Annotated in this window: 11 protein-coding genes; all 11 read left to right on the forward strand. The window is 69.8% G+C overall.

The annotated features are described in order from the left end of the window. Positions 1 to 26 precede the first annotated feature (26 nt). The 11 genes from ACS5PM_RS21760 to ACS5PM_RS21810 all read left to right on the forward strand — a co-directional run bounded on the left by ACS5PM_RS21760 (position 27) and on the right by ACS5PM_RS21810 (position 19,320). Entirely contained in the window at positions 27 to 2,279 is a 2,253-nt protein-coding gene (locus ACS5PM_RS21760) for a beta propeller repeat protein (protein WP_439389796.1), read from the forward strand. Continuing rightward, complete coding sequence (locus ACS5PM_RS21765; RefSeq protein ID WP_439389797.1) at positions 2,276 to 4,732, forward strand: glycosyl hydrolase family 95 catalytic domain-containing protein; 2,457 nt, start codon at positions 2,276 to 2,278, stop codon at positions 4,730 to 4,732. The genes ACS5PM_RS21760 and ACS5PM_RS21765 overlap by 4 nt, the downstream gene beginning before the upstream one ends. A 156-nt stretch (positions 4,733 to 4,888) precedes the next feature. Then, positions 4,889 to 5,170 carry a hypothetical protein gene (locus tag ACS5PM_RS21770; protein WP_439389798.1) on the forward strand — a complete coding sequence of 94 codons (282 nt, stop codon included), beginning with the start codon at positions 4,889 to 4,891 and terminating at the stop codon, positions 5,168 to 5,170. A gap of 98 nt (positions 5,171 to 5,268) precedes the next feature. Beyond that, a complete protein-coding gene (locus tag ACS5PM_RS21775) occupies positions 5,269 to 6,660 on the forward strand; it encodes a glycoside hydrolase family 5 protein (RefSeq protein ID WP_439389799.1) in 1,392 nt (463 codons plus the stop codon). A gap of 7 nt (positions 6,661 to 6,667) precedes the next feature. Next, positions 6,668 to 8,302, forward strand: coding sequence for a family 43 glycosylhydrolase (locus ACS5PM_RS21780; RefSeq protein ID WP_439389800.1), 1,635 nt, complete (start codon positions 6,668 to 6,670; stop codon positions 8,300 to 8,302). 107 nt (positions 8,303 to 8,409) lie between these two features. After that, positions 8,410 to 10,293: a glycoside hydrolase family 127 protein gene (locus ACS5PM_RS21785; protein ID WP_439389801.1), complete on the forward strand. Its 1,884-nt coding sequence runs from the start codon at positions 8,410 to 8,412 to the stop codon at positions 10,291 to 10,293. Positions 10,294 to 10,348: 55 nt separating this feature from the next. Next, on the forward strand, positions 10,349 to 12,628 hold the full coding sequence (yicI, locus tag ACS5PM_RS21790; protein WP_439389802.1) for an alpha-xylosidase: 2,280 nt from the start codon (positions 10,349 to 10,351) through the stop codon (positions 12,626 to 12,628). Positions 12,629 to 12,653: 25 nt separating this feature from the next. After that, on the forward strand, positions 12,654 to 14,708 hold the full coding sequence (locus ACS5PM_RS21795) for a glycoside hydrolase family 2 protein (RefSeq protein ID WP_439389803.1): 2,055 nt from the start codon (positions 12,654 to 12,656) through the stop codon (positions 14,706 to 14,708). Positions 14,709 to 14,746: 38 nt separating this feature from the next. Next, on the forward strand, positions 14,747 to 16,432 hold the full coding sequence (locus ACS5PM_RS21800; RefSeq protein ID WP_439389804.1) for a glycoside hydrolase family 9 protein: 1,686 nt from the start codon (positions 14,747 to 14,749) through the stop codon (positions 16,430 to 16,432). Positions 16,433 to 16,451: 19 nt separating this feature from the next. Further along, positions 16,452 to 17,981 (forward strand): hypothetical protein, encoded by a 1,530-nt coding sequence (locus ACS5PM_RS21805; RefSeq protein WP_439389805.1) that lies wholly within the window; start codon positions 16,452 to 16,454, stop codon positions 17,979 to 17,981. Between the two features lie 7 nt (positions 17,982 to 17,988). Next, positions 17,989 to 19,320, forward strand: coding sequence for an MFS transporter (locus ACS5PM_RS21810; RefSeq protein ID WP_439389806.1), 1,332 nt, complete (start codon positions 17,989 to 17,991; stop codon positions 19,318 to 19,320). Positions 19,321 to 19,348: the final 28 nt, after the last annotated feature.

Consider the following 19,348-nt stretch of genomic DNA (forward strand, 5'->3'; position numbering starts at 1 on the left):
AAAACGACAACGAGGAGACAAAAGACATGCCATCCATCCACCGCATGTCCGTGGTCGGCGCGCTCGTGGCCGGCCTGGCCGCCTGCAGCGGCAACGGCAGCAGCGAAGGGGCCGACCAGGCCGCGTCATCGACCCCGCGGCGCACCGCCGAGGCAGCCGGGACCACCAGCGCCACCGCCATCACCGCCACCGGGAGCTACACCTGGCAGAACGCGGCCTGGGGCGGCGGCGGCTTCGTGACCGGCACCCTGTTCCACCCCAAGGTCGCTGGCCTGGTCTACGCCCGCACCGACGTGGGCGGCCTCTACCGCCGCGACCCGGGCTCGTCGAAGTGGGTGGCGCTGAATGACAGCCTCACGCGCGACGACTCCCAGCTGCTGGGCGTGCTGTCCGTGGCCGTGGATCCGCGCGACGCGGGCAAGCTCTACATCGCCACCGGCCAGTACCTGCCGTGGTGGGGCCATGCGGCCGCAATCTTCCGCTCGTCCGACCGCGGCAGGACCTGGTCGCGCACCGACCTCCCGATCAACCTCGGCGGCAACTCCGACGGCCGAGGCACGGGCGAGCGCCTGGTGGTCGACCCGAACCAGGGCTCGGTGCTCTTCCTCGGCACCAACCAGGACGGCCTGTACAAGTCCGTCGACGGCGGCGCGACCTGGGCCAAGGTCGATGCCTTCGGCCCGAGCAACGTCAACTTCGTGCTCTTCGATCCGGCCACCGGCAAGAAGGGCCAGGCGACGCAGACGCTGTATGCGGGCGTGGCCAGCACGAGCGAATCCAGCCTGTACCGCTCCACCGACGGCGGCGCCACCTGGGCACCCGTGTCCGGCGGCCCGAGCGGCCTCATGCCGCTGCAAGGGGCGCTAGACGCCAACCGCAACCTGCTGCTGACCTACGCCAACGCGGTCGGCCCCAACGGCGTCTCGGCCGGCGGCGTGTGGAAGCTCGCCACGCCGACGCTGTCGTGGACCGACATCACGCCCGAGGCCGGTACCTACTTCGGCTACGGCGGGGTCAGCGTCAGCGCGACCGATCCGAAGGTCATCGTCACCACCACGCTGGACCGCTGGTGGCCGGGCGACGAGGTCTACCGCTCCACCGACGGCGGCAGCACCTGGACGACCCTGTCCGCCAAGAGCTCGATGAACGCCAACGGCTTCGGCTGGCTGAACGCCTACTCGGGTGGCGAGCTGCAGGGCCACATGGGCCACTGGATGACGGACATCGACATCGATCCGTTCAATGCCGGCCACGCCATCTACAACACCGGCTACGGCCTGTGGGAAAGCGCGAACGTCACCAGCGACACGCCGGTGGTGTGGAACTTCGGCGTCTCGGGCCTGGAGGAGACCTGCATGCAGAAGGTGCACTCGCCGAGCGACGGCGCGCACCTGCTGGCGGTCCAGGGCGACGTGGGCGGCGTTCGCTACGCCAAGAGCTTCAAGGACCCCGGCGGCTTCTTCTCCGAGCCCAACATCACCAACCTGGACATCGACAGCGCGCAGCTCAATCCCAAGCTCGTCGCGCGCACGGCCACCGCGTCCTTCGGCGGCTATCTCTCGCGCGACAACGGCGTGACGTGGGCCCACATGCCGGCCACGCCGGTCACCAGCGGCGACGGCGGCTCGATCGCGTTGTCGGCGCAGGGCAGCTCGATGGTCTGGGTGCCGGGCTCGCAGTCGGCCTACTACTCCACCGACGGCGGCGCGAGCTGGACCGCCTCCACCGGCTATCCCACCGTAGGCAGCTTCTCGTCCGGCACCTTCGTGCGGCCGGTGGCCGACCGTGCCGTCGATGGCCGCTACTACGCCTATGACTTCAACCTCGGCAACCTGCTGGAAAGCGCCGACGGCGGCCAGAGCTTCAGCGTCAGCCTGAGCGGCCTGGACGTGCTGCCTTCGTGGGCTTCGCAGAACACGCTGCTCTCCATCCCCGGCGCCAAGGCGCGCGACCTCTGGCTGGGCACGCCCAACGGCCTGTGGCACATCGACGGCGTGGGCGCCTCGCCTGTCCAGCTGAGCAACGTGCAGTCGGCCTATGCCGTCGGCTACGGAGCCTCTGCGACAGGCCAGGCCTACCCGTCGATCTTCATCTCCGGCCGCGTCGGCTGGGTGCTCGGCGTGTGGCGCTCGGACGACCAGGGCGCGACCTGGACCCGCGTGAACGACGATGCGCACCAGTTCGGCGGCGTCAACTCGCTGGCCGGCGATCCGCGCGTCCCCGGCCGGGTGTACCTGGGCACGGGCTGCCGCGGCGTGATGGTCGGCGAAGCCAAGTGACCACGCGCCGCCGCTTCGTGGCCACGGCCGGCCTCGCGCTCGCCCTTCCGGGCTGGGCGCAGGCCCGCCTGGCAGTGACGGAACGCGCCGGTCGCGAAACCCTCGCGCTCTGGTACGACCAGCCCGCCGGTCCGTGGATAGAAGCGCTGCCGGTCGGCAATGGCCGGCTCGGCGCGATGGTCTTCGGCCGCGCGGCGCAGGAGCGCGTGCAGCTCAACCTCGACACGCTCTTCGCCGGCGGCCCCTACCAGCCGGACAACCCGGCCGCGCTCGAGGCCTTGCCGCGCGTGCGCCAGATGATCGACGAGGGCCGCTTCAAGGAAGCCTCCGACCTCGCCAGCAAGACGATGATGGCGCAGCCCCTGTGGCAGATGCCCTTCGGCTCGGCCGGCGACCTGTTCCTCGATTTCCATGGCCTCGCCGGCGCCGCTCGCTACCACCGCGCGCTGGAGCTCGACACGGCCATCGCGAGCAGCCGCTTCACGAGCGCACGGCAACGGCATCGCCGCGAGGTCTTCTGCAGCGCGCCGGACCAGGTTCTCGTGATCCGCCTCGAGGCCGAAGGCAGCGGCCGGCTGGACGTCGACCTCGGCTACCGCCACGGGGGCGAGGCGCAGTACAGCGCCGCCACCTTCGACGGTTCGACCGGCGCGGTGTCGCTGGTCGGCGCGGCCTGGGATCACCGCGAACCGCTGCGCGCCGACCAACGGCCCTCGACGCTGGCGCTTGGCCCGGACGACCGCGACGCCCTGCTGGTCGAAGGCCACAACATCGAGGTGGCGGGCATCCCGGCCGCGCTGCGCTACGCGCTGCGAGTCAAGGCCGTGAGCGATGGCCGCGTGCGGGCCGTGGACGACCGGCTCGAAGTGCGTGGCGCCCGCAGCATCACGCTGATCGTGGCCGGCGCCACCAGCTACCGGCGCTTCGACGACGTGAGCGGCGATCCGACGGGTGAGGTTCGCCAGCGCAGCGAGGCGGCCGCACGCAAGCCCTATGCGCGGCTGCGGGCCGATCACGTCGCGGCCCATCGGGCCCTCTTCGGTCGCCTGTCCATCCGGCTGGGATCGGGCCAGGCCGACGCGCGTCCGACGAACCAACGCATCGCCAGCGTCGCCACGCAACCCGACCCCGCGCTGGCCGCGTTGTACGTGCAGTACGCCCGCTACCTGCTGCTGTCCTCGTCGCGGCCGGGCAGCCAGCCGGCCAACCTGCAGGGCCTGTGGAACGCGGTCAACAACCCGCCCTGGGGCTCGAAGTACACGATCAACATCAACACCCAGATGAACTACTGGCCCGCCGGGCCGGGCAACCTGGGCGAGTGCGTCGAGCCGGTGCTGCGCATGGTCGAAGACCTCGCCATCACCGGTGCCCGTACCGCGCGCACCTGCTATGGCGCGCGCGGCTGGGTCGCGCACCACAACACCGACCTGTGGCGCGCCACCGCACCGATAGACGGCCCGCTGTGGGGCCTGTGGCCCTGCGGCGGCGCGTGGCTGTGCCAGACGCTCTGGGACCACTACGAGTACCACCCCGACGAGGCCTTGCTGCGGCGCATCTATCCGCTGCTCAAGGGCGCGTCGCTGTTCTTTCTCGACACCCTGGTCGAGGACCCCAAGGGCCGCGGCCTGGTCACCTCGCCCTCGATCTCGCCGGAGAACGAGCACCACCCCGGCGTGGCGCTGTGCGCCGGCCCGGCCATGGACCGGCAGATCGTTCGCGATCTCTTCGACCGGACGTTGAAGGCCCATGCCTTGCTCGAAGACGGTGACTCGGGATTCGCGAAGGCCCTGGCGGCGGCGCGCGCCCGCCTGCCGGCCGATCGCGTCGGCGCCCAAGGGCAGCTGCAGGAGTGGCTGGAGGACTGGGATGCCATGGCGGCCGATCAGAAGCACCGCCATGTCTCGCACCTCTACGCCGTCTACCCCAGCGGCCAGATCAACCGCCGCGACACACCGGCGCTGGCCGAGGCGGCCCGGCGGACGCTGGACACCCGCGGGGACCAGTCCACCGGCTGGGCCACGGCCTGGCGGCTGGCGCTGTGGGCGCGGCTGGCCGATGGCGAGCGAGCGCACGCCATCCTGCTGGGCCTGCTGGGGCCGGTGCGCACTTACCCCAACATGTTCGATGCGCACCCGCCGTTCCAGATCGACGGCAACTTCGGCGGCGCGGCGGGCATCCTCGAGCTGATCGTGCAGTCCTGGGGGGGTGAGTTGCTCCTGCTGCCCGCCCTGCCGCGCGCCTGGGCACAAGGTTCGCTGCACGGCGTGAGAGCCCGCGGTGGCATCGAGCTCGACATCGACTGGGCCGATGGACGGCTCACGCGCCTGGTGCTGCGCGGCCCGCCGCGAACCCCGGTGAAGCTGCGCCACGAGGGCCACTTGACTTCCGTCGCGCTCGGGCCCGCCGGGCGGCTGGACGTGCCCGTCGCGCAACTCGCGCCGCGCCCGTCCTGAGCACCCGATCAGTCACTCCCGCGGGCTAGGTGTTTCCACGCGCTTTATTTCGTTCGACGGCCGAACTAATATTTGCCCCCATCGATGCACGCGACATCGAACGATGGAGACATGACTTGCCTGCCGAGACCCGGGCCGCGCTGAGGCCCCACCTGCATGCCGCCAGGCGCCTGGCTGCGCCTGTGCCTGCTGGGCGCGCGCTCCGGCTGCGCGGGAGCGCGCGGGTCCCCCGGGTCCGCCACCGAGACCCGGGCCGGCGAATCCCATGCCGACTCGCCGTGGCTGAAGATGAAGTCGGGCTTCTTCGACGAGGGCGTGCCGGTCACGTACCGGGACAGCGCTTCCCTCGCCCACCGAGCCTCGGCATCTTTCGACCGCGCCACCGGCGCCCAGCTCCACGCCGACGTGATCAATGCCATGGTGAATGCCGCGAGATGACGGCACGCCGAACGAACGCCAACGACTGAGTTCCCCCCCCGAGGCTCGACCACAGCGGAGACAACCGTGCCGAGCCCGTCAACCACGAAAGGTCCATCATGAAGTCCTTCTTATCGCTGGTGTTCTTCTGCCTGGCGCTGTGCGCCGCGTCGGCGGCGCAGGCCCAGGGCTGCGTCACCGGCGGCGGCGCTACCGTCTGCCTGACTGCCACCGGCACTTCCAGCAACGTCGGCCTGACCTGGACGGTCAGCGGCACCGTCACCGGCCTGCAGGTCTACCGTGACACCGACAGCGACCCGCAAGGGCGCAACCGCCTGGCCGTCCTCAGCGCCTCGGCCCGAAGCTACACCGACTCGAGCGCGGTCTCGGGGACGCCCTACTGGTACTGGATCAAGTTCACCACCGCCAGCGGCAGCTTCAACTCCAACCCCGCCGCCACCGCGCGTGCGGGCATGCGCAACCTGACCAGCCTGCAGATCTCGGCCAACATGTCGCCGGGCACCAACATGGGCAACTCGCTGGAGGCCATAGGCGGCGAGACCAACTGGGGCAACCCACTGGTCAACCAGGCCATCATGAACGGCATCAAGTCGGCCGGCTTCAAGTCGATCCGCATCCCCGTTTCGTGGAAGCAGTACGCCGACGCCAACGACAACATCAGCGCCAGCTGGATGGCCCGCGTGACCGATGTCGTGAACTACGCGCGCAGCGCCGGCCTCTACACCATCATCAACATCCACTGGGACGGCGGCTGGATGCAGCCCACCTACGCCCAGCAGGCCACGGTGAACGCCCGCATCACCAAGTTCTGGACCCAGATCGCCAACAACTTCAAGACCTACGACGACTACCTGCTGTTCGCCGGCACGAACGAGGTGATGGTCGACGGCGACTACGGCACGCCCACCGTCGAGTACTACACCGTCCAGAACAGCTTCAACCAGACCTTCGTGAATGCCGTACGCGCCACCGGCGGCTACAACGCCTCGCGCCATCTGGTCGTGCAGGGCTTCAACACCAACATCGACCACACCTACAACTACTTCACCGTGCCGAGCGATTCGGCCACGAAGAAGCTGATGGTCGAGATCCACTACTACGACCCGTACAACTTCACGCTGAACGACAGCGACACCATCTGGCAATGGGGCAGCATCGCGAACAGCGCCGCCAACACCGAGACCTGGGCCAACGAGAGCTACGTCGACGCGCAGATGGCCAAGATGAAGTCGCGCTTCATCGACAGCCTCGGCATGGGCGTGATCATGGGCGAGTACGCGGCCACCGCCCGCCTGAACGTCGACAGCGCTCAGAAGTACCGCACCTACTGGGACCAGTACATCACCAAGGCCGCCTTCAGCCGCGGCATCGTGCCGGTCTACTGGGATGCGGGCGCCACCGGCAACCACACCTCCGGACTGTTCAACCGCTCCACCGGCGCCCAGGTCTATTCCAGCCTGGTCAGCACCATCGTCAATGCCGCGAAATGATCGCTCCTTGAACGAGACGCCGTCGCTGACGCGGCGGCGTCTTCTGCAGGCCACCGCGGCCGCCGGCTCCCTGCCTTTGCAGGGCGCGGCGGTCGCCGCCTCTCCGCGCCCCTCGGCCGCGCCTTCATGCGGGGCCGCGGAGCCCCGCTTCGGCCAGGGCATCGAGGGCCAGCGCAAGGCCGATCTGGGCAACGGCACGTATCGCAACCCGATCGTGCCGGGCGACCACCCCGACCCCACCATCCTGAAGGACGGGTCGGACTACTACATGACGTTCTCGTCGTTCCAGTCCTATCCCGGCGCGGTGATCTGGCACTCGACCGACCTGCTGAACTGGGCGCCGATCGGCGCCGCCCTGCACCGGCCCATAGGCTCGGTGTGGGCCATGGACCTGGTCAGGCACCAGGGCCGCTACTACCTTTACATCCCCTCGCTGCAGGACGAAGGCACCGCCATCCACGTGGTGCATGCGGACGACATCCGCGGCCCCTGGAGCGAACCGATCGACCTGAAGCTGCCGGGCTGCATAGACCCCGGCCACGTGGTCGGCGAGGATGGCAAGCGCTACCTCTTCGTCAACGGCGTGCGACGCATCCGGCTGGCCGACGACGGCCTGTCGACCGTCGGCGAGTTGCAGCACGCCTACACGCCCTGGCAGTACCCCGAGGACTGGGTGGTGGAGATGTTCGCGCCCGAGGGCCCCAAGCTCCTGCGCCGCGGCGAATGGTTCTACCTCGTCTCCGCCGTGGGCGGCACCTCCGGCCCGGCCACCAGCCACATGGTGACCGCCGCCCGCTCGAAGTCCATCCACGGCCCGTGGGAGCAATGCCCGCACAACCCGATCGTGCGCACCACCAGCGCCGACGAACCCTGGTGGTCGCGCGGCCACGCCAGCCTCGTCGAAGGACCGGCGGGCGACTGGTGGATGGTCTACCACGGCTACGAGAGCGGCTACCGCACCCTCGGCCGGCAGACGCTGCTGGAGCCCATCGAGTGGACTCGCGACGGCTGGTTCCGCGCCAAGGGCGGCACGCTGGACAAGCCGCTGCCCAAGCCCCGCGGCGGCAAGCCCAGCCCGGCCGGCGCGGCGCTGTCCGATGATTTCTCGGCCGACAAGCTCGGCCTGCAGTGGAGCTTCTTCTCCCCCGGCCCGCAGGAGATGCAGCGCCTTCGATTCGCCCGGCCCGGCCTGGTGCTGCAGGGCAAGGGCGCGACGCTCGCCGACTGCTCGCCGCTGACCTGCCTGGTGGGCGACCGCCACTACGAGGCCTCCGTGGTGCTCGAGATCGAGGGGGAGGCGCACGGAGGCATGGCCTTGTTCTACGACCAGCGCGGCTTCGCCGGCGTGGGATTCAGCCGCACGCAGATGCTGACCCACCACTACGGCCAGGAGCACAGCTGGATGCGCGAGGCGATGGACGCACGCACGGTGCACCTGAAGCTCAGCTGCCGCGAACAGGTGGCGAGCTGGCAGTACTCCACCGACGGCAAGACCTGGAAGCGCCACCCGTGGCAGATGGAGATGTCCGGCTTCCACCACAACGTCTTCGGCGGCTTCCTGAGCCTGAAGATCGCGCTGTTCGCCGCCGGCCGCGGCGAAGTGAAGCTGCGCGACTTCGTGTATCGAGGGCTCGCGGCATGAGCCCCGCCCGGCCGCCCGCAGGGGCTCATTCCCTCTTGGAGGGACCGGGACGCAGGCCCGAGGGGGCACCAGTGAATGTCAGCCGGCGGCGCAACGTCGTTCAGGCCATGGCCGTGTGGCCCTGGCTGGCGGCCGGCCTGCCCTTGCCTGCCGCCGCGGGCCAGGAGCGTTCGGCACCACCGCCCGCGCTGCGGCCCTTCGGCCTGTCCGAAGTCCGTCTGCTGCCCGGCGAATTCAAGGCGGCGCAGGAGCGCGACGGCGAGTACCTGCTGTCGTTGCAGCCCGACCGGATGCTGCACAACTTCCGCGTCAACGCCGGGCTGCCTCCCAAGGCCCCGGTGTACGGCGGCTGGGAGTCGCAGGAGCCCTGGGTCGACATCCGATGCCACGGCCACACGCTGGGGCACTACCTCAGCGCCTGCGCGCTGATGTGGGCCTCCACCGGCGATGCCGCCTACCGGCAGCGGGTCGGCTACAGCGTCGACGAGCTCGCGGCCTGCCAGGCCGCCAGCGGGCGAGGGCTGGTCTGCGCCTTCCCCGACAACGATGCGCAGCTGATGAACAGCCTGCGCGGCCGGCCCGTCACGGGCGTGCCCTGGTACACCCTGCACAAGGTCATGGCTGGCTTGCGCGACGCGCACGTGCACGCCGGGAACGCGAGCGCGCTGCCCGTGCTGTGCCGGCTGGCGGACTGGATAGACGACACCGCCAAGGGCTGCGATCGCGAGCGCATGCAGCAGATGCTCGGCGTGGAGCACGGCGGCATGAACGAGGTGCTGGCCGACCTGCACAGCCTCACCGGCGAGGCCCGCTACCTCGCCCTGGCCGAGCGTTTCAACCACGAGGCCCTGCTGGGTCCCCTGGCCGAAGGAAGGGACCCGCTGGACGGCTGGCACTCCAACACCCAGATCCCCAAGGTCATCGGCTTCGCACGGCTGCATGCGCTGACGGGGCAGCCCCGCTATCGCCAGGCCGCAAGCTACTTCTGGGGCCGGGTGGTCGACCATCGTTCCTTCGCCACCGGCGGCAACGGCGACGGCGAGTTCTTCTTCCCGCCCGGAGAGATGCGGCAGCACCTGTCGTCGGCCAAGACGATGGAGACCTGCTCCACGCACAACATGCTGCGGCTGACGCGCGAGCTCTTCCTGCAGGAGCCGCAAGCCGCCCAGGCCGACTTCTACGAGCGCGCGCTGCTGAACGGCATCCTCGCCTCGCAGGACCCGGCCAGCGGCATGTTCACCTACTTCCAGGCCACGCGGCCGGGCTATCCCAAGCTGTACTGCAAGCCCGAGCACTCCTTCTGGTGCTGCACCGGCACCGGCATGGAGAACCACGCCAAGTACGGCGACTCGATCTACTTCCAGGGCGACGACACGCTGGTCGTCAACCTCTTCATCGCCTCGGAGCTGAACTGGGCGGACAAGCAGGTGCGCGTGCGCCAGGTCACCAGGTTCCCCGACGAGGCCGGCACGCGGCTGACCGTGCAGGCCGCCCGGCCGACGCGCTTCACGATGCGCATCCGCCATCCCGCCTGGTGCCGGCAGGCGATCGTCAAGGTCAACGGCAAGGTCGTCGTCGAGAGCCACCAGCCCGGCCGCTACCTGGACGTCGAAAGGCGATGGCATCCGGGCGACGTCGTCGACGTCGTCCTGCCCATGCACCTGCACCTGCAGCCGCTGCCGGGCGCGCCAGACGTCGCGGCCCTGATGTTCGGCCCGGTCGTGCTGGCTGCGCGCCTGGGCACCGAGGGCATGGAGCCGGGCGCCGACCTGATCGTCAACGAGCGCACCTACGGCGACGTGCTGAACCGCCCGATGCCCTTGCCCGCCCTGGCCTGGGACGGCGACATTCCGGCCGGCGCCGTGCGCCGGCAGGCCGGCCCGCTGTCCTTCCGGCTCCGTGCCGCGCAGCCGGACGCCGAGCTGGAGCTCGTCCCCTTCCATCGCATCGCCCACGAGCGCTACAACCTGTACTGGCAACTGAAAGCATGACGGCCGCCCATCCCTTCTTCCCCGAATCGATCATGGTCATGAGGAACCCCACCCGATGAAATTCACCGATGGACAGTGGCTGCTGCAGCCGGGCGTCGCCGCCCACTACGCAGCCGAGGCCTATGCCGTCGAGGCGCACGCCGACCGCATCGTCGTGCTCGCCACGACCCGGCCCATCAAGCACCGAGGCGACACGCTGCAGGGCCCGACGCTCACCGTCACGCTGAGCTCGCCCCTGGCCGGCGTGATCCGCGTCAGCGTCGAGCATTTCGCGGCGTCCGAGGCGCCGCGGCTTCACGTGCCCATGCCCGGCGCCGGCACGCCGGCCGTGCAGGTCGAGGAGACGGCCACCCACGTCACGCTGACCTCCGGCGTGCTGTCGGTCGACGTGAAGAAGGGCGAAGGCTGGAGCCTCGTCTTCCGCGAGGGCAGCCGCGTGCTCACGAAGAGCGACTGGCGCAGCCTCGGCTACATCCAGTACGCCGGCAAGGGCAGCTTCGTGCACGAGCAGCTCACGCTGCAGGTGGGCGAGAGCGTCTACGGCCTGGGCGAGCGCTTCACGCCCTGGGTCAAGAACGGCCAGGTCGTCGAGAACGTCAACAAGGACGGCGGCACCGCCTGCGAGCAGGCCTACAAGAGCGTGCCCTTCTACCTCACCAACCGCGGCTACGGCGTGCTGGTCAACGAGGCGGGCCCGGTGTCGTTCGAGGTCGCCTCCGAGAAGACCACCCGCGTGCAGTTCAGCCGCGAAGGCGAGAGCCTGGACTACTGCGTCATCGCCGGCCCGACGCAGAAGGACGTGATGACGCGCCTGACCGCGCTCACCGGCCGCGCGCCGCTGCCGCCGGCCTGGAGCTTCGGCCTGTGGATGACGACCTCGTTCACCACCCAGTACGACGAGGCCACCGCGACGCACTTCATCGACGAGATGAAGCGGCGCGACCTGCCGCTGGCGGTCTTCCACTTCGACTGCTTCTGGATGCGCGAGTTCGAGTGGGTGAACTTCCAGTGGGATCCGCGCGGCTTCCCCGAGCCCGAGGCCATGCTCGCGCGCCTGAAGGCCAAGGGCCTGAAGATCAGCCTCTGGATCAACCCCTACGTGGCCCAGAAGTCGCCGCTCTTCGCCGAAGGCGCGAAGCACGGCTACTTCCTGAAGCGGCCGAACGGCCTGGTCTGGCAGACCGACCTGTGGCAACCGGGCATGGCCATCGTCGACTTCACCAACCCGGGCGCGGTCACCTGGTACCAGGGCCACCTGCGCCGGCTGCTGGCGCAGGGCGTGGATTGCTTCAAGACCGACTTCGGCGAGCGCATCCCCACCGAAGGGGTCGTCTACCACGACGGCTCCGACCCGGTCGAGATGCACAACCTCTACGCGCTGCAGTACAACGAGGTCGTCTTCAACCTGCTGCGTGAAGTCAAGGGCGAGGACGCCATGGTCTTCGCCCGCTCCACCTACGCCTCGGGCCAGCGCTTCCCGGTGCACTGGGGCGGCGATTGCTGGTCCAACTTCGAGTCGATGGCCGAGAGCCTGCGCGGGGGCCTGTCGCTCACCTCGTGCGGCTTCGCCTTCTGGAGCCACGACATCGGCGGCTTCGAGGGCAACCCGCCGCCGGCCGTCTACAAGCGCTGGATCCAGTTCGGCCTGCTGTCCTCGCACAGCCGCCTGCACGGCAGCAGCTCTTACCGGGTGCCCTGGCTCGTCGACGAGGAAAGCTGCGACGTGCTGCGCGAGTTCACGCGGCTGAAGCACCGGCTCATGCCCTACCTCTACGCCAAGGCCATCGAGGCCAGCGAGACGGGCGTGCCGGTGATGCGCTCGATGGTGATGGAGCATCCGCACGATCCCGCCTGCACCGCGCTCGATCGCCAGTACCAGCTGGGCGAGTCGCTGCTGGTGGCGCCGGTGTTCACCGAGAGCGGCGAAGTCGATGTGTACCTGCCCGACCAGGGTGGCGAGTGGACGCATCTGCTGAGCGGCGAACGCAAGCCCGGCGGCCGGTGGCAGCGCGAGCAGCACGGCTTCCTGAGCCTGCCGCTGTACGTGGCGCCCAACACCGTGCTGCCCTGGGGCAGCGAGACCGAGCGGGCGGACTACGACTACGCCAGCGGCGTGACGCTGCGCGTGTTCGCCTTGGCCGACGGCGCGAGCGCGCCCTTCGTGGTGCCTTCGCCCGACGGCCGGATTGCGGCCCGCGGCACCGTGAGCCGCCGAGGCGGGCGCTACACCGCGCAGGTCAGCGAAGGTTCGCTGAAGCAGTGGTGCCTGGAGGCCGACGGCCAGCGCAGCCCGGTGCAGGACAGCGGCTCCTCGCTGGACTGGGCCGCGGCCTGACGCAGGTCCCGAGGCCGGCACGCCCATGCTCCAACGGCCCGTGATGGCATGGCGTGCCGCCCTGGCGATGCTGGGGTTGCTGCTCTTCGCTGGCGCGCAAGCCTCGGTGCGCAGCGTCGTGCCGCTGGAGGCGGGCTGGCGCTTCCAGCGTGCGGACATGGCCGGTGCGCAAGCCCCGGCCTTCGACGACGGCGGCTGGGCCGCGGTGACGCTGCCCCACACCTGGAACGCCGTCGACGGCGAGGCCGGCGGCGCCTACTACCGCGGCCCGGCCTGGTACCGGCACACGCTGGAGCTGTCGACTTCGCCGTCGGCGCAACGCCGCTTCCTCGAGTTCGACGGCGCCGCGCTGGCGGCCGACGTGTGGGTCAACGGGCACCATGCCGGCCGCCACGAAGGCGGCTACGCGCGCTTCCGCTTCGATGTCAGCGGGCTGCTCAGGCCGGGCCGCAACACGCTGGCCGTCCGGGTGGACAACTCCAACCTGCCGAGCGTCGCTCCGCTGGGCGGCGACTTCACCGTCTTCGGCGGCCTGTACCGCCAGGTGCGGCTGGTCGAGACCCACCGGCGGCACATCGACCTGCTGGACGACGGCGGCCCAGGTGTCGAGGTCGCCGTCGAGGAGCTCGCTCGTGCGGCCGCCCGCCTGCGCGTGACCGTGCGCGTGCGCAACGACGGGGCCGAGACACGGGCGGTCGCCGTGCGGCTCATCCTGCGCGATGCGCAAGGCCGGGTGGTGCTGCGGGACGAGCAGGCCATCGACGCCCGTGCCGGCGGCTTCAACGAGCTGAGCCGCCATGCGCTCACGCTGCCGCAGCCGCATCTCTGGCAGGGCGTACGCGATCCCTACCTGTACCGCCTGACGGCCCAGGTGCTGGAGCACGGCGAGGTGGTCGACGAGCTGGAGCAACCGGTCGGCATCCGCCAGGTCGCCATCGACCCGCAGCGGGGCTTCCTGCTCAACGGCCAGCCCTACCCGCTGCATGGCGTCAACTACTTCCACCCCGGCCGGCCGGGGCGCGGCCTGGCCGTGGGCGATGCCGACATCGACCTCGACATGGAGATCCTGCAGCAGCTGGGCGTCACCGGCCTGCGCCTGGTGCACTTCCAGCATCCGCAACGTGTCTACGAAGCAGCCGATCGGCTCGGCTTCGTGCTGTGGACCGAGATCCCCCTGAACAGCGCGATGCAGGACAGCCCGGCCTTCCGCGGCAACCTGTCGCGCCAGCTGCGCGAGCTGATGCGCCAGACCGGCAACCATCCTTCGGTGGCCATCTGGGGCCTGGGCAACGAGGTCTACCAGGCCGATGCCGTGAGCCGCGGCCTGCTCGCCGAGCTGCAGTTGCAGGCCCGGCGGGACGACCCGCGGCGCCCCACCGCGTATGCCCATTGCTGCGCCGCCGACAACGACGGCCTGGCCCTGCAGACCGACATCACCGGCTACAACCGCTACTACGGCTGGTACGACCACGAGTTCGCCGACGTCGGGCCCTGGGCCGATGCCCTGCATCGCCAGATGCCGGGTCGCGCGGTCGGCCTGAGCGAATACGGGGCGGGCGGCAGCGTGCTGCAGCAGGAGGATCCGCCGAAGCGCCCGGTGCCCAAGAGCGGCTGGCATCCCGAGCAATACCAGGCCCTGTTCCACGAGGCCTGGTGGCGCCAGATCCGCGAGCGGCCCTGGCTGTGGGGCAGCTTCGTCTGGGTCGGCTTCGACCTGGCCTCCGCCGGCCGCGACGAGGGCGATCGTCCGGGCATCAACGACAAGGGCCTGGTCACCTACGACCGCCAGGTGCGCAAGGACGCCTTCTTCTGGTACCGCGCGCAATGGAGCCGCGAGCCCGTCGTCTACATCACCAGCCGCCGCCACACCCTGCGCGCCGCCGGCCCGACCGCCGTCAAGGTCTACACCAACGCCGCGCGCGTGACGCTCGAGGTCAACGGCAAGGCGGTCGGCTCGAAGGAGCCGTCCGACCGCATCGCCGTCTGGCCCCAGGTCGCGCTCGCCACCGGCCGCAACGTGCTGCGCGTCAGCACCGAAGGCGGCCTCACCGATACCGTCGTCTGGGAAGCTTCCCCTTGATCCAACATCACGCTTCTTGCGCCCTTGCCGTCGCGCTGATGGCCTCGTCGCCCTCGTTCGCCGAGGGCGCCTCCGCCATCCAGGTCAACCAGGTGGGCTTCCCGCCGGCCGCCGCCAAGTGGGCGGCCGTGCCCGCCGCCACCGAAGCCGCCGCATTCACGGTCGTCGACGCCAGCACCGGCCGCGAGGCCTATCGGGGCACGCTGGGGCCGGCGAAGCCGTGGGAGCCGGCGCAGGAGTCCTTCCGCCTCGCCGACTTCTCGGCACTGAAGCTGCCGGGCAGCTACCGGCTGCACGTCGACGGCGCAGCCGACTCGCCCGTCTTCAGCATCGCGGCCGATGCCTACAGCGCGCTCAACGCCGGCGCCTTGCGGGCCTACTACTTCAACCGCGCCAGCATCGAGCTGGAGCCGAAGTACGCCGGTGCCTGGGCGCGGCCGGCCGGCCACTCTGACACGAAGGTGCTGGTGCATGCCTCGGCCGCCGGCCCGGGCCGGCCCGAAGGCACGGTGATCTCCAGTCCCAAGGGCTGGTACGACGCCGGCGACTACAACAAGTACATCGTCAACTCCGGCATCACCGTCTACACCCTGCTCGCCGCCTACGAGCACTTCCCCGACTTCTTCAAGCGCCAGAACCTCAACCTCCCCGAGAGCGGCGACGGCCTGCCCGACATCCTGAACGAGGCCCTGTGGAACCTCGAATGGATGCTGACCATGCAGGACCCGGCCGATGGCGGCGTCTACTCCAAGCTGACCAACAAGGGCTTCGACGGCATCGTCATGCCCCAGCAGGCGACGGCCGAGCGCTACGTGGTGCAGAAGACCACGGCCGCCGCGCTCGACTTCGCCGCGGTGATGGCCACCGCGAGCCGCATCTTCTCCGGCTTCGAGGCGCAACGACCTGGCCTGGCCGCGCGCATGCGCACCGCGGCGCTGGCCGCCTGGGCCTGGGCCGGCCAGCATCCCAACGTGCTCTACAAGCAGCCGCCCGACATCCACACCGGCGGCTACGACGACCAGCAGCTCGAAGACGAGTTCGCCTGGGCCGCCGCCGAGCTCTACATCACGACGCGGGACGACGCCTTCTACAAGGCGATCAAGGCCGATCGCGTTCCCGCCGTCGTGCCCGGCTGGAACACCGTGAACGGGCTGGCGTGGATGTCGCTGGCCCACCATCGCGCGCGGCTCACCGCCGCGGCCGACCAGCGCCTGATCGCGGATCGCATCAACGGCCTGGCGGCCAGCCTCGCCGCTGTCTGGTCCTCCTCGCCCTACCGCGTCGGCATGCAGACCGCGGACTTCAACTGGGGCAGCAACTCCGGCCTGCTCAACCAGGCCGTGATGCTGATCCAGGGCTACCGGCTTTCGGGCGACAGGCGGCAGCTGGATGCAGCGCAATCGGCGCTCGACTACGTCATGGGCCGCAACCCGCTCGGCACCTCGATGGTCACCGGCTTCGGCATCCGCTCGCCGCAGCATCCGCACCACCGGCCCTCCGAAGCCGACGGCGTGGACGCCCCGGTGCCCGGCTTCATCGTCGGCGGCCCCAACGCCGGCCTGAACGACGCCAAGGACTGCCAGGTGCCCTACCCCTCCAAGGTGCCGGCCAAGGCCTGGCTCGACCACATGTGCAGCTACGCCAGCAACGAGGTGGCGATCAACTGGAACGCGCCGCTGGTGTATGTGTCGGCGGCCCTGCAGGCGCTGACCCCGTCCCCCTGAACCGATGTCCTACCCTCTCATGAAGCTGCGGTCTCTCGCGCTGGCCCTCGCCGGCTGCCTGGCCGCTGCTCCTACCCTGGCCGGTGGCTGGCTGCTCGCCGAAAGCGAGCACTTCACGCTCTACAGCAGCGCCCAGGAATCCGTCACCCGCGACTACCTGAAACAGCTGGAGGCCTTCCGCTGGCTAGGCTTGAAGCTTCTCGGCGCCGACGACAAGAACGTGCGCACCCAGGGACGGTCCGAGATCCAGCTGCTGGAAGGCCAGAGCGCCCTGCACGAGCTGCGCCCCACGCTGCCCTACAACGTGGCCGGCGCGTACTACTTCTGCGCCGAAGGCTCGCTGATGTACGCCACGCAGGCGCGGACCCTGGGCCCGGACGGATGGGACACCAGCCGGTTGGTGCTGCAGCACGAGTACGCGCACCAGCTGATGTTCCAGTACGCGACGAGGGCCTACCCCGGGTGGTATGTGGAAGGCTTCGCGGAGTACATGGGCACCGCGGCCTACGAGGACGGTGCGATCTCGCTCGGTGGCCAGCACCAGGATCGCCTGCCGATACTCGCCACGCCCCCCTGGCTGCCGTTCGAGGATGTCCTGCGATGGAACAGCCGCGACTGGAAGCAACTCAATCGCTTCGAAGTCGACCGCCTGTACGCGCAATCCTGGCTGCTGACCCACTACATGCTGAGCGAGAGCAAGCGCACGCAGGCGCTCGCCGACTACTTCGCTCGTGTGGGGGCCGGCGAGGACAGTGTGGCCGCCTTCGAGTCCGCCACCGGCATCACGGTCGCCGACCTGATCAAGACGCTGAACGCCTATCGCCGCGCCCTGCCGATGGTGAAGATCCGCAGCGCGGAGATCCCGGTGCCCACGATCCGGATGTCGCCGCTATCGGAAGAAGCCACGAAGCTCGCCCTGGACTCGGGCGTGCTGCGCACCTGCCCGAAGCCGGAGGTCGCGCAGGAGATCCTCGAGCGGCTGCGTTCGCAGGCCAGCAAGCCCTCGCCGGCCGCCGGCCTGCAGCTCTCGCTGGTGCTGGCTCGCGCCGAGGCCCTGTTCGGCGACCCTGCGGCCGCGGTGAAGCGGCTGGAGGGCATCGTCGGCGCCGAGGACGCGCCGCACGAGGCGCACTACCTGATGGCGCGTGCGCTGACCCGACAGGCCGACCAGTGGAAGGGTGACGAGCAGCGCGCCGCCCTGGACAAGGCCCGCAGCCACCTCTTCAAGGCCTATCGCCTGAAGAAGGACGATCCGCCGACGCTGTACTTCCTGGCGCAGGCCGTGGCCCGCAACGGCATGGACAAGAACGCCTTGAATGCCGCGCAGGCCGCCCGGCTGCTGGCGCCCTCGGTGCCGGAGTACGCGCTGTTCGAGGCCCGCGCCGACCTGGAGATGGGTGACCGCGAACGCGCCGTCCGCGCCCTGATCCCCCTGGCCACGGACCCGCACCAACCCGAGCGCGCCGAACGCGTGCGCCACGCCATCGAGGCCATCCAGTCCGGCAAGACCCCGGACGAACTGGCGTCGACCATGAACCCCAAGCCCTGAGAACACCATGAGCCACCCGCCCCCGCCGCCGGCCCGCCACCCCCTCAGCTGGGTTCCCTCGCTCTACCTCGCGATGGGCCTGCCCAACGTGATGGTCGGCGTGGTCGCGGCCATCATCTACAAGAACCTCGGCGTGTCCAACGAGGACATCGCGCTCTACACCTCGCAGCTGTACCTGCCCTGGGTGCTCAAGCCCTTGTGGGCGCCGCTGCTGGAGGCCTACCGCAGCAAGCGCTGGTGGGTCATCAGCATGCAGTTCGCGATGGCGGCCTCGCTCGGCATGGTCGCGTTCTGCCTGCCGCTGGAGGGCTTCTTCCAGGCTTCGCTGGCCTTCTTCTGGATCACCGGCTTCGCCTCGGCGACGCAGGACACTTGCGCCGACGGCGTCTTCATGACGACCATGCCCATCCCCGAGCAGGCGCGCTACGCCGGCCTGCAGGGCATGTGCTGGAACATGGGCGCGGTCATAGGCTCCGGCCTGCTGGTGTCCATGACCGGCTGGCTGCATGGCAGCTTCGGCCTGGCCTGGGTGCACTGCTGGATGATCGTGATGGGCGCCGCGGCGGCGGCCATGGCGGTGTTCGGCTTGTGGCACCTGCGCGTGCTGCCGCCGGGAGCGCCTTCGACCGTGCGAGGCGAAGGCGCCGCGGCCGGCTTCGTCGCCCTGCGGGATGCCTGGGTCAGCTTCTTCCAGAAGCCGCAGATCTGGATGATGCTGGCGGTCATCTTCTTCTACCGCTTCGGCGAAGGCTTCATCGAGAAGTTCGGGCCGCTGTTCCTGCTGGATCCGCGCAGCGCCGGCGGGCTGGGCCTGGGCAACGAGGCACTGGGGCACATCAACGGCACGGTGGGCACCATCGCCTTCATCGCCGGTGCCTTCCTCGGCGGCTTCCTCGTCGCGCGGCGCACGCTGCCGAAGTCCTTCTTCGTGCTGGCGCTGGTGCTGAACCTGCCGCACCTGACCTACTTCTACCTGAGCCAGTCCACGCCCGAGGACACGCTGTGGATAGGCGCCATCGTCTCGCTCGAGAAGTTCGGCTTCGGCATGGGCTCGGTGGGCCACATGCTCTACATGATGCAGCAGGTCGCGCCCGGGCCCTTCCGCATGGCGCACTACGCGATGGCCACCGGCGTGATGGCGCTGACCAAGTGGTCCACCGGCACGGTGAGCGGCTGGGTCTGGAACCAGGTCGGCCACGACTACGGCACCTTCTTCACCCTCGTGCTCGCCTTCTCGGTGCCACCCATCCTGCTGGCCTGGTGGGCGCCTTTCCCTCACGCGACCCACCACGATCACGACGCCGGCCGCGACACGGCGAAAGCACCTGCCCATGCATAAACAGAGCCCCCACGCTCCCTTCCGGTCC

The organism is Ideonella flava (assembly GCF_051857595.1).
Taxonomy (GTDB): Bacteria; Pseudomonadota; Gammaproteobacteria; order Burkholderiales; family Burkholderiaceae_C; genus Ideonella.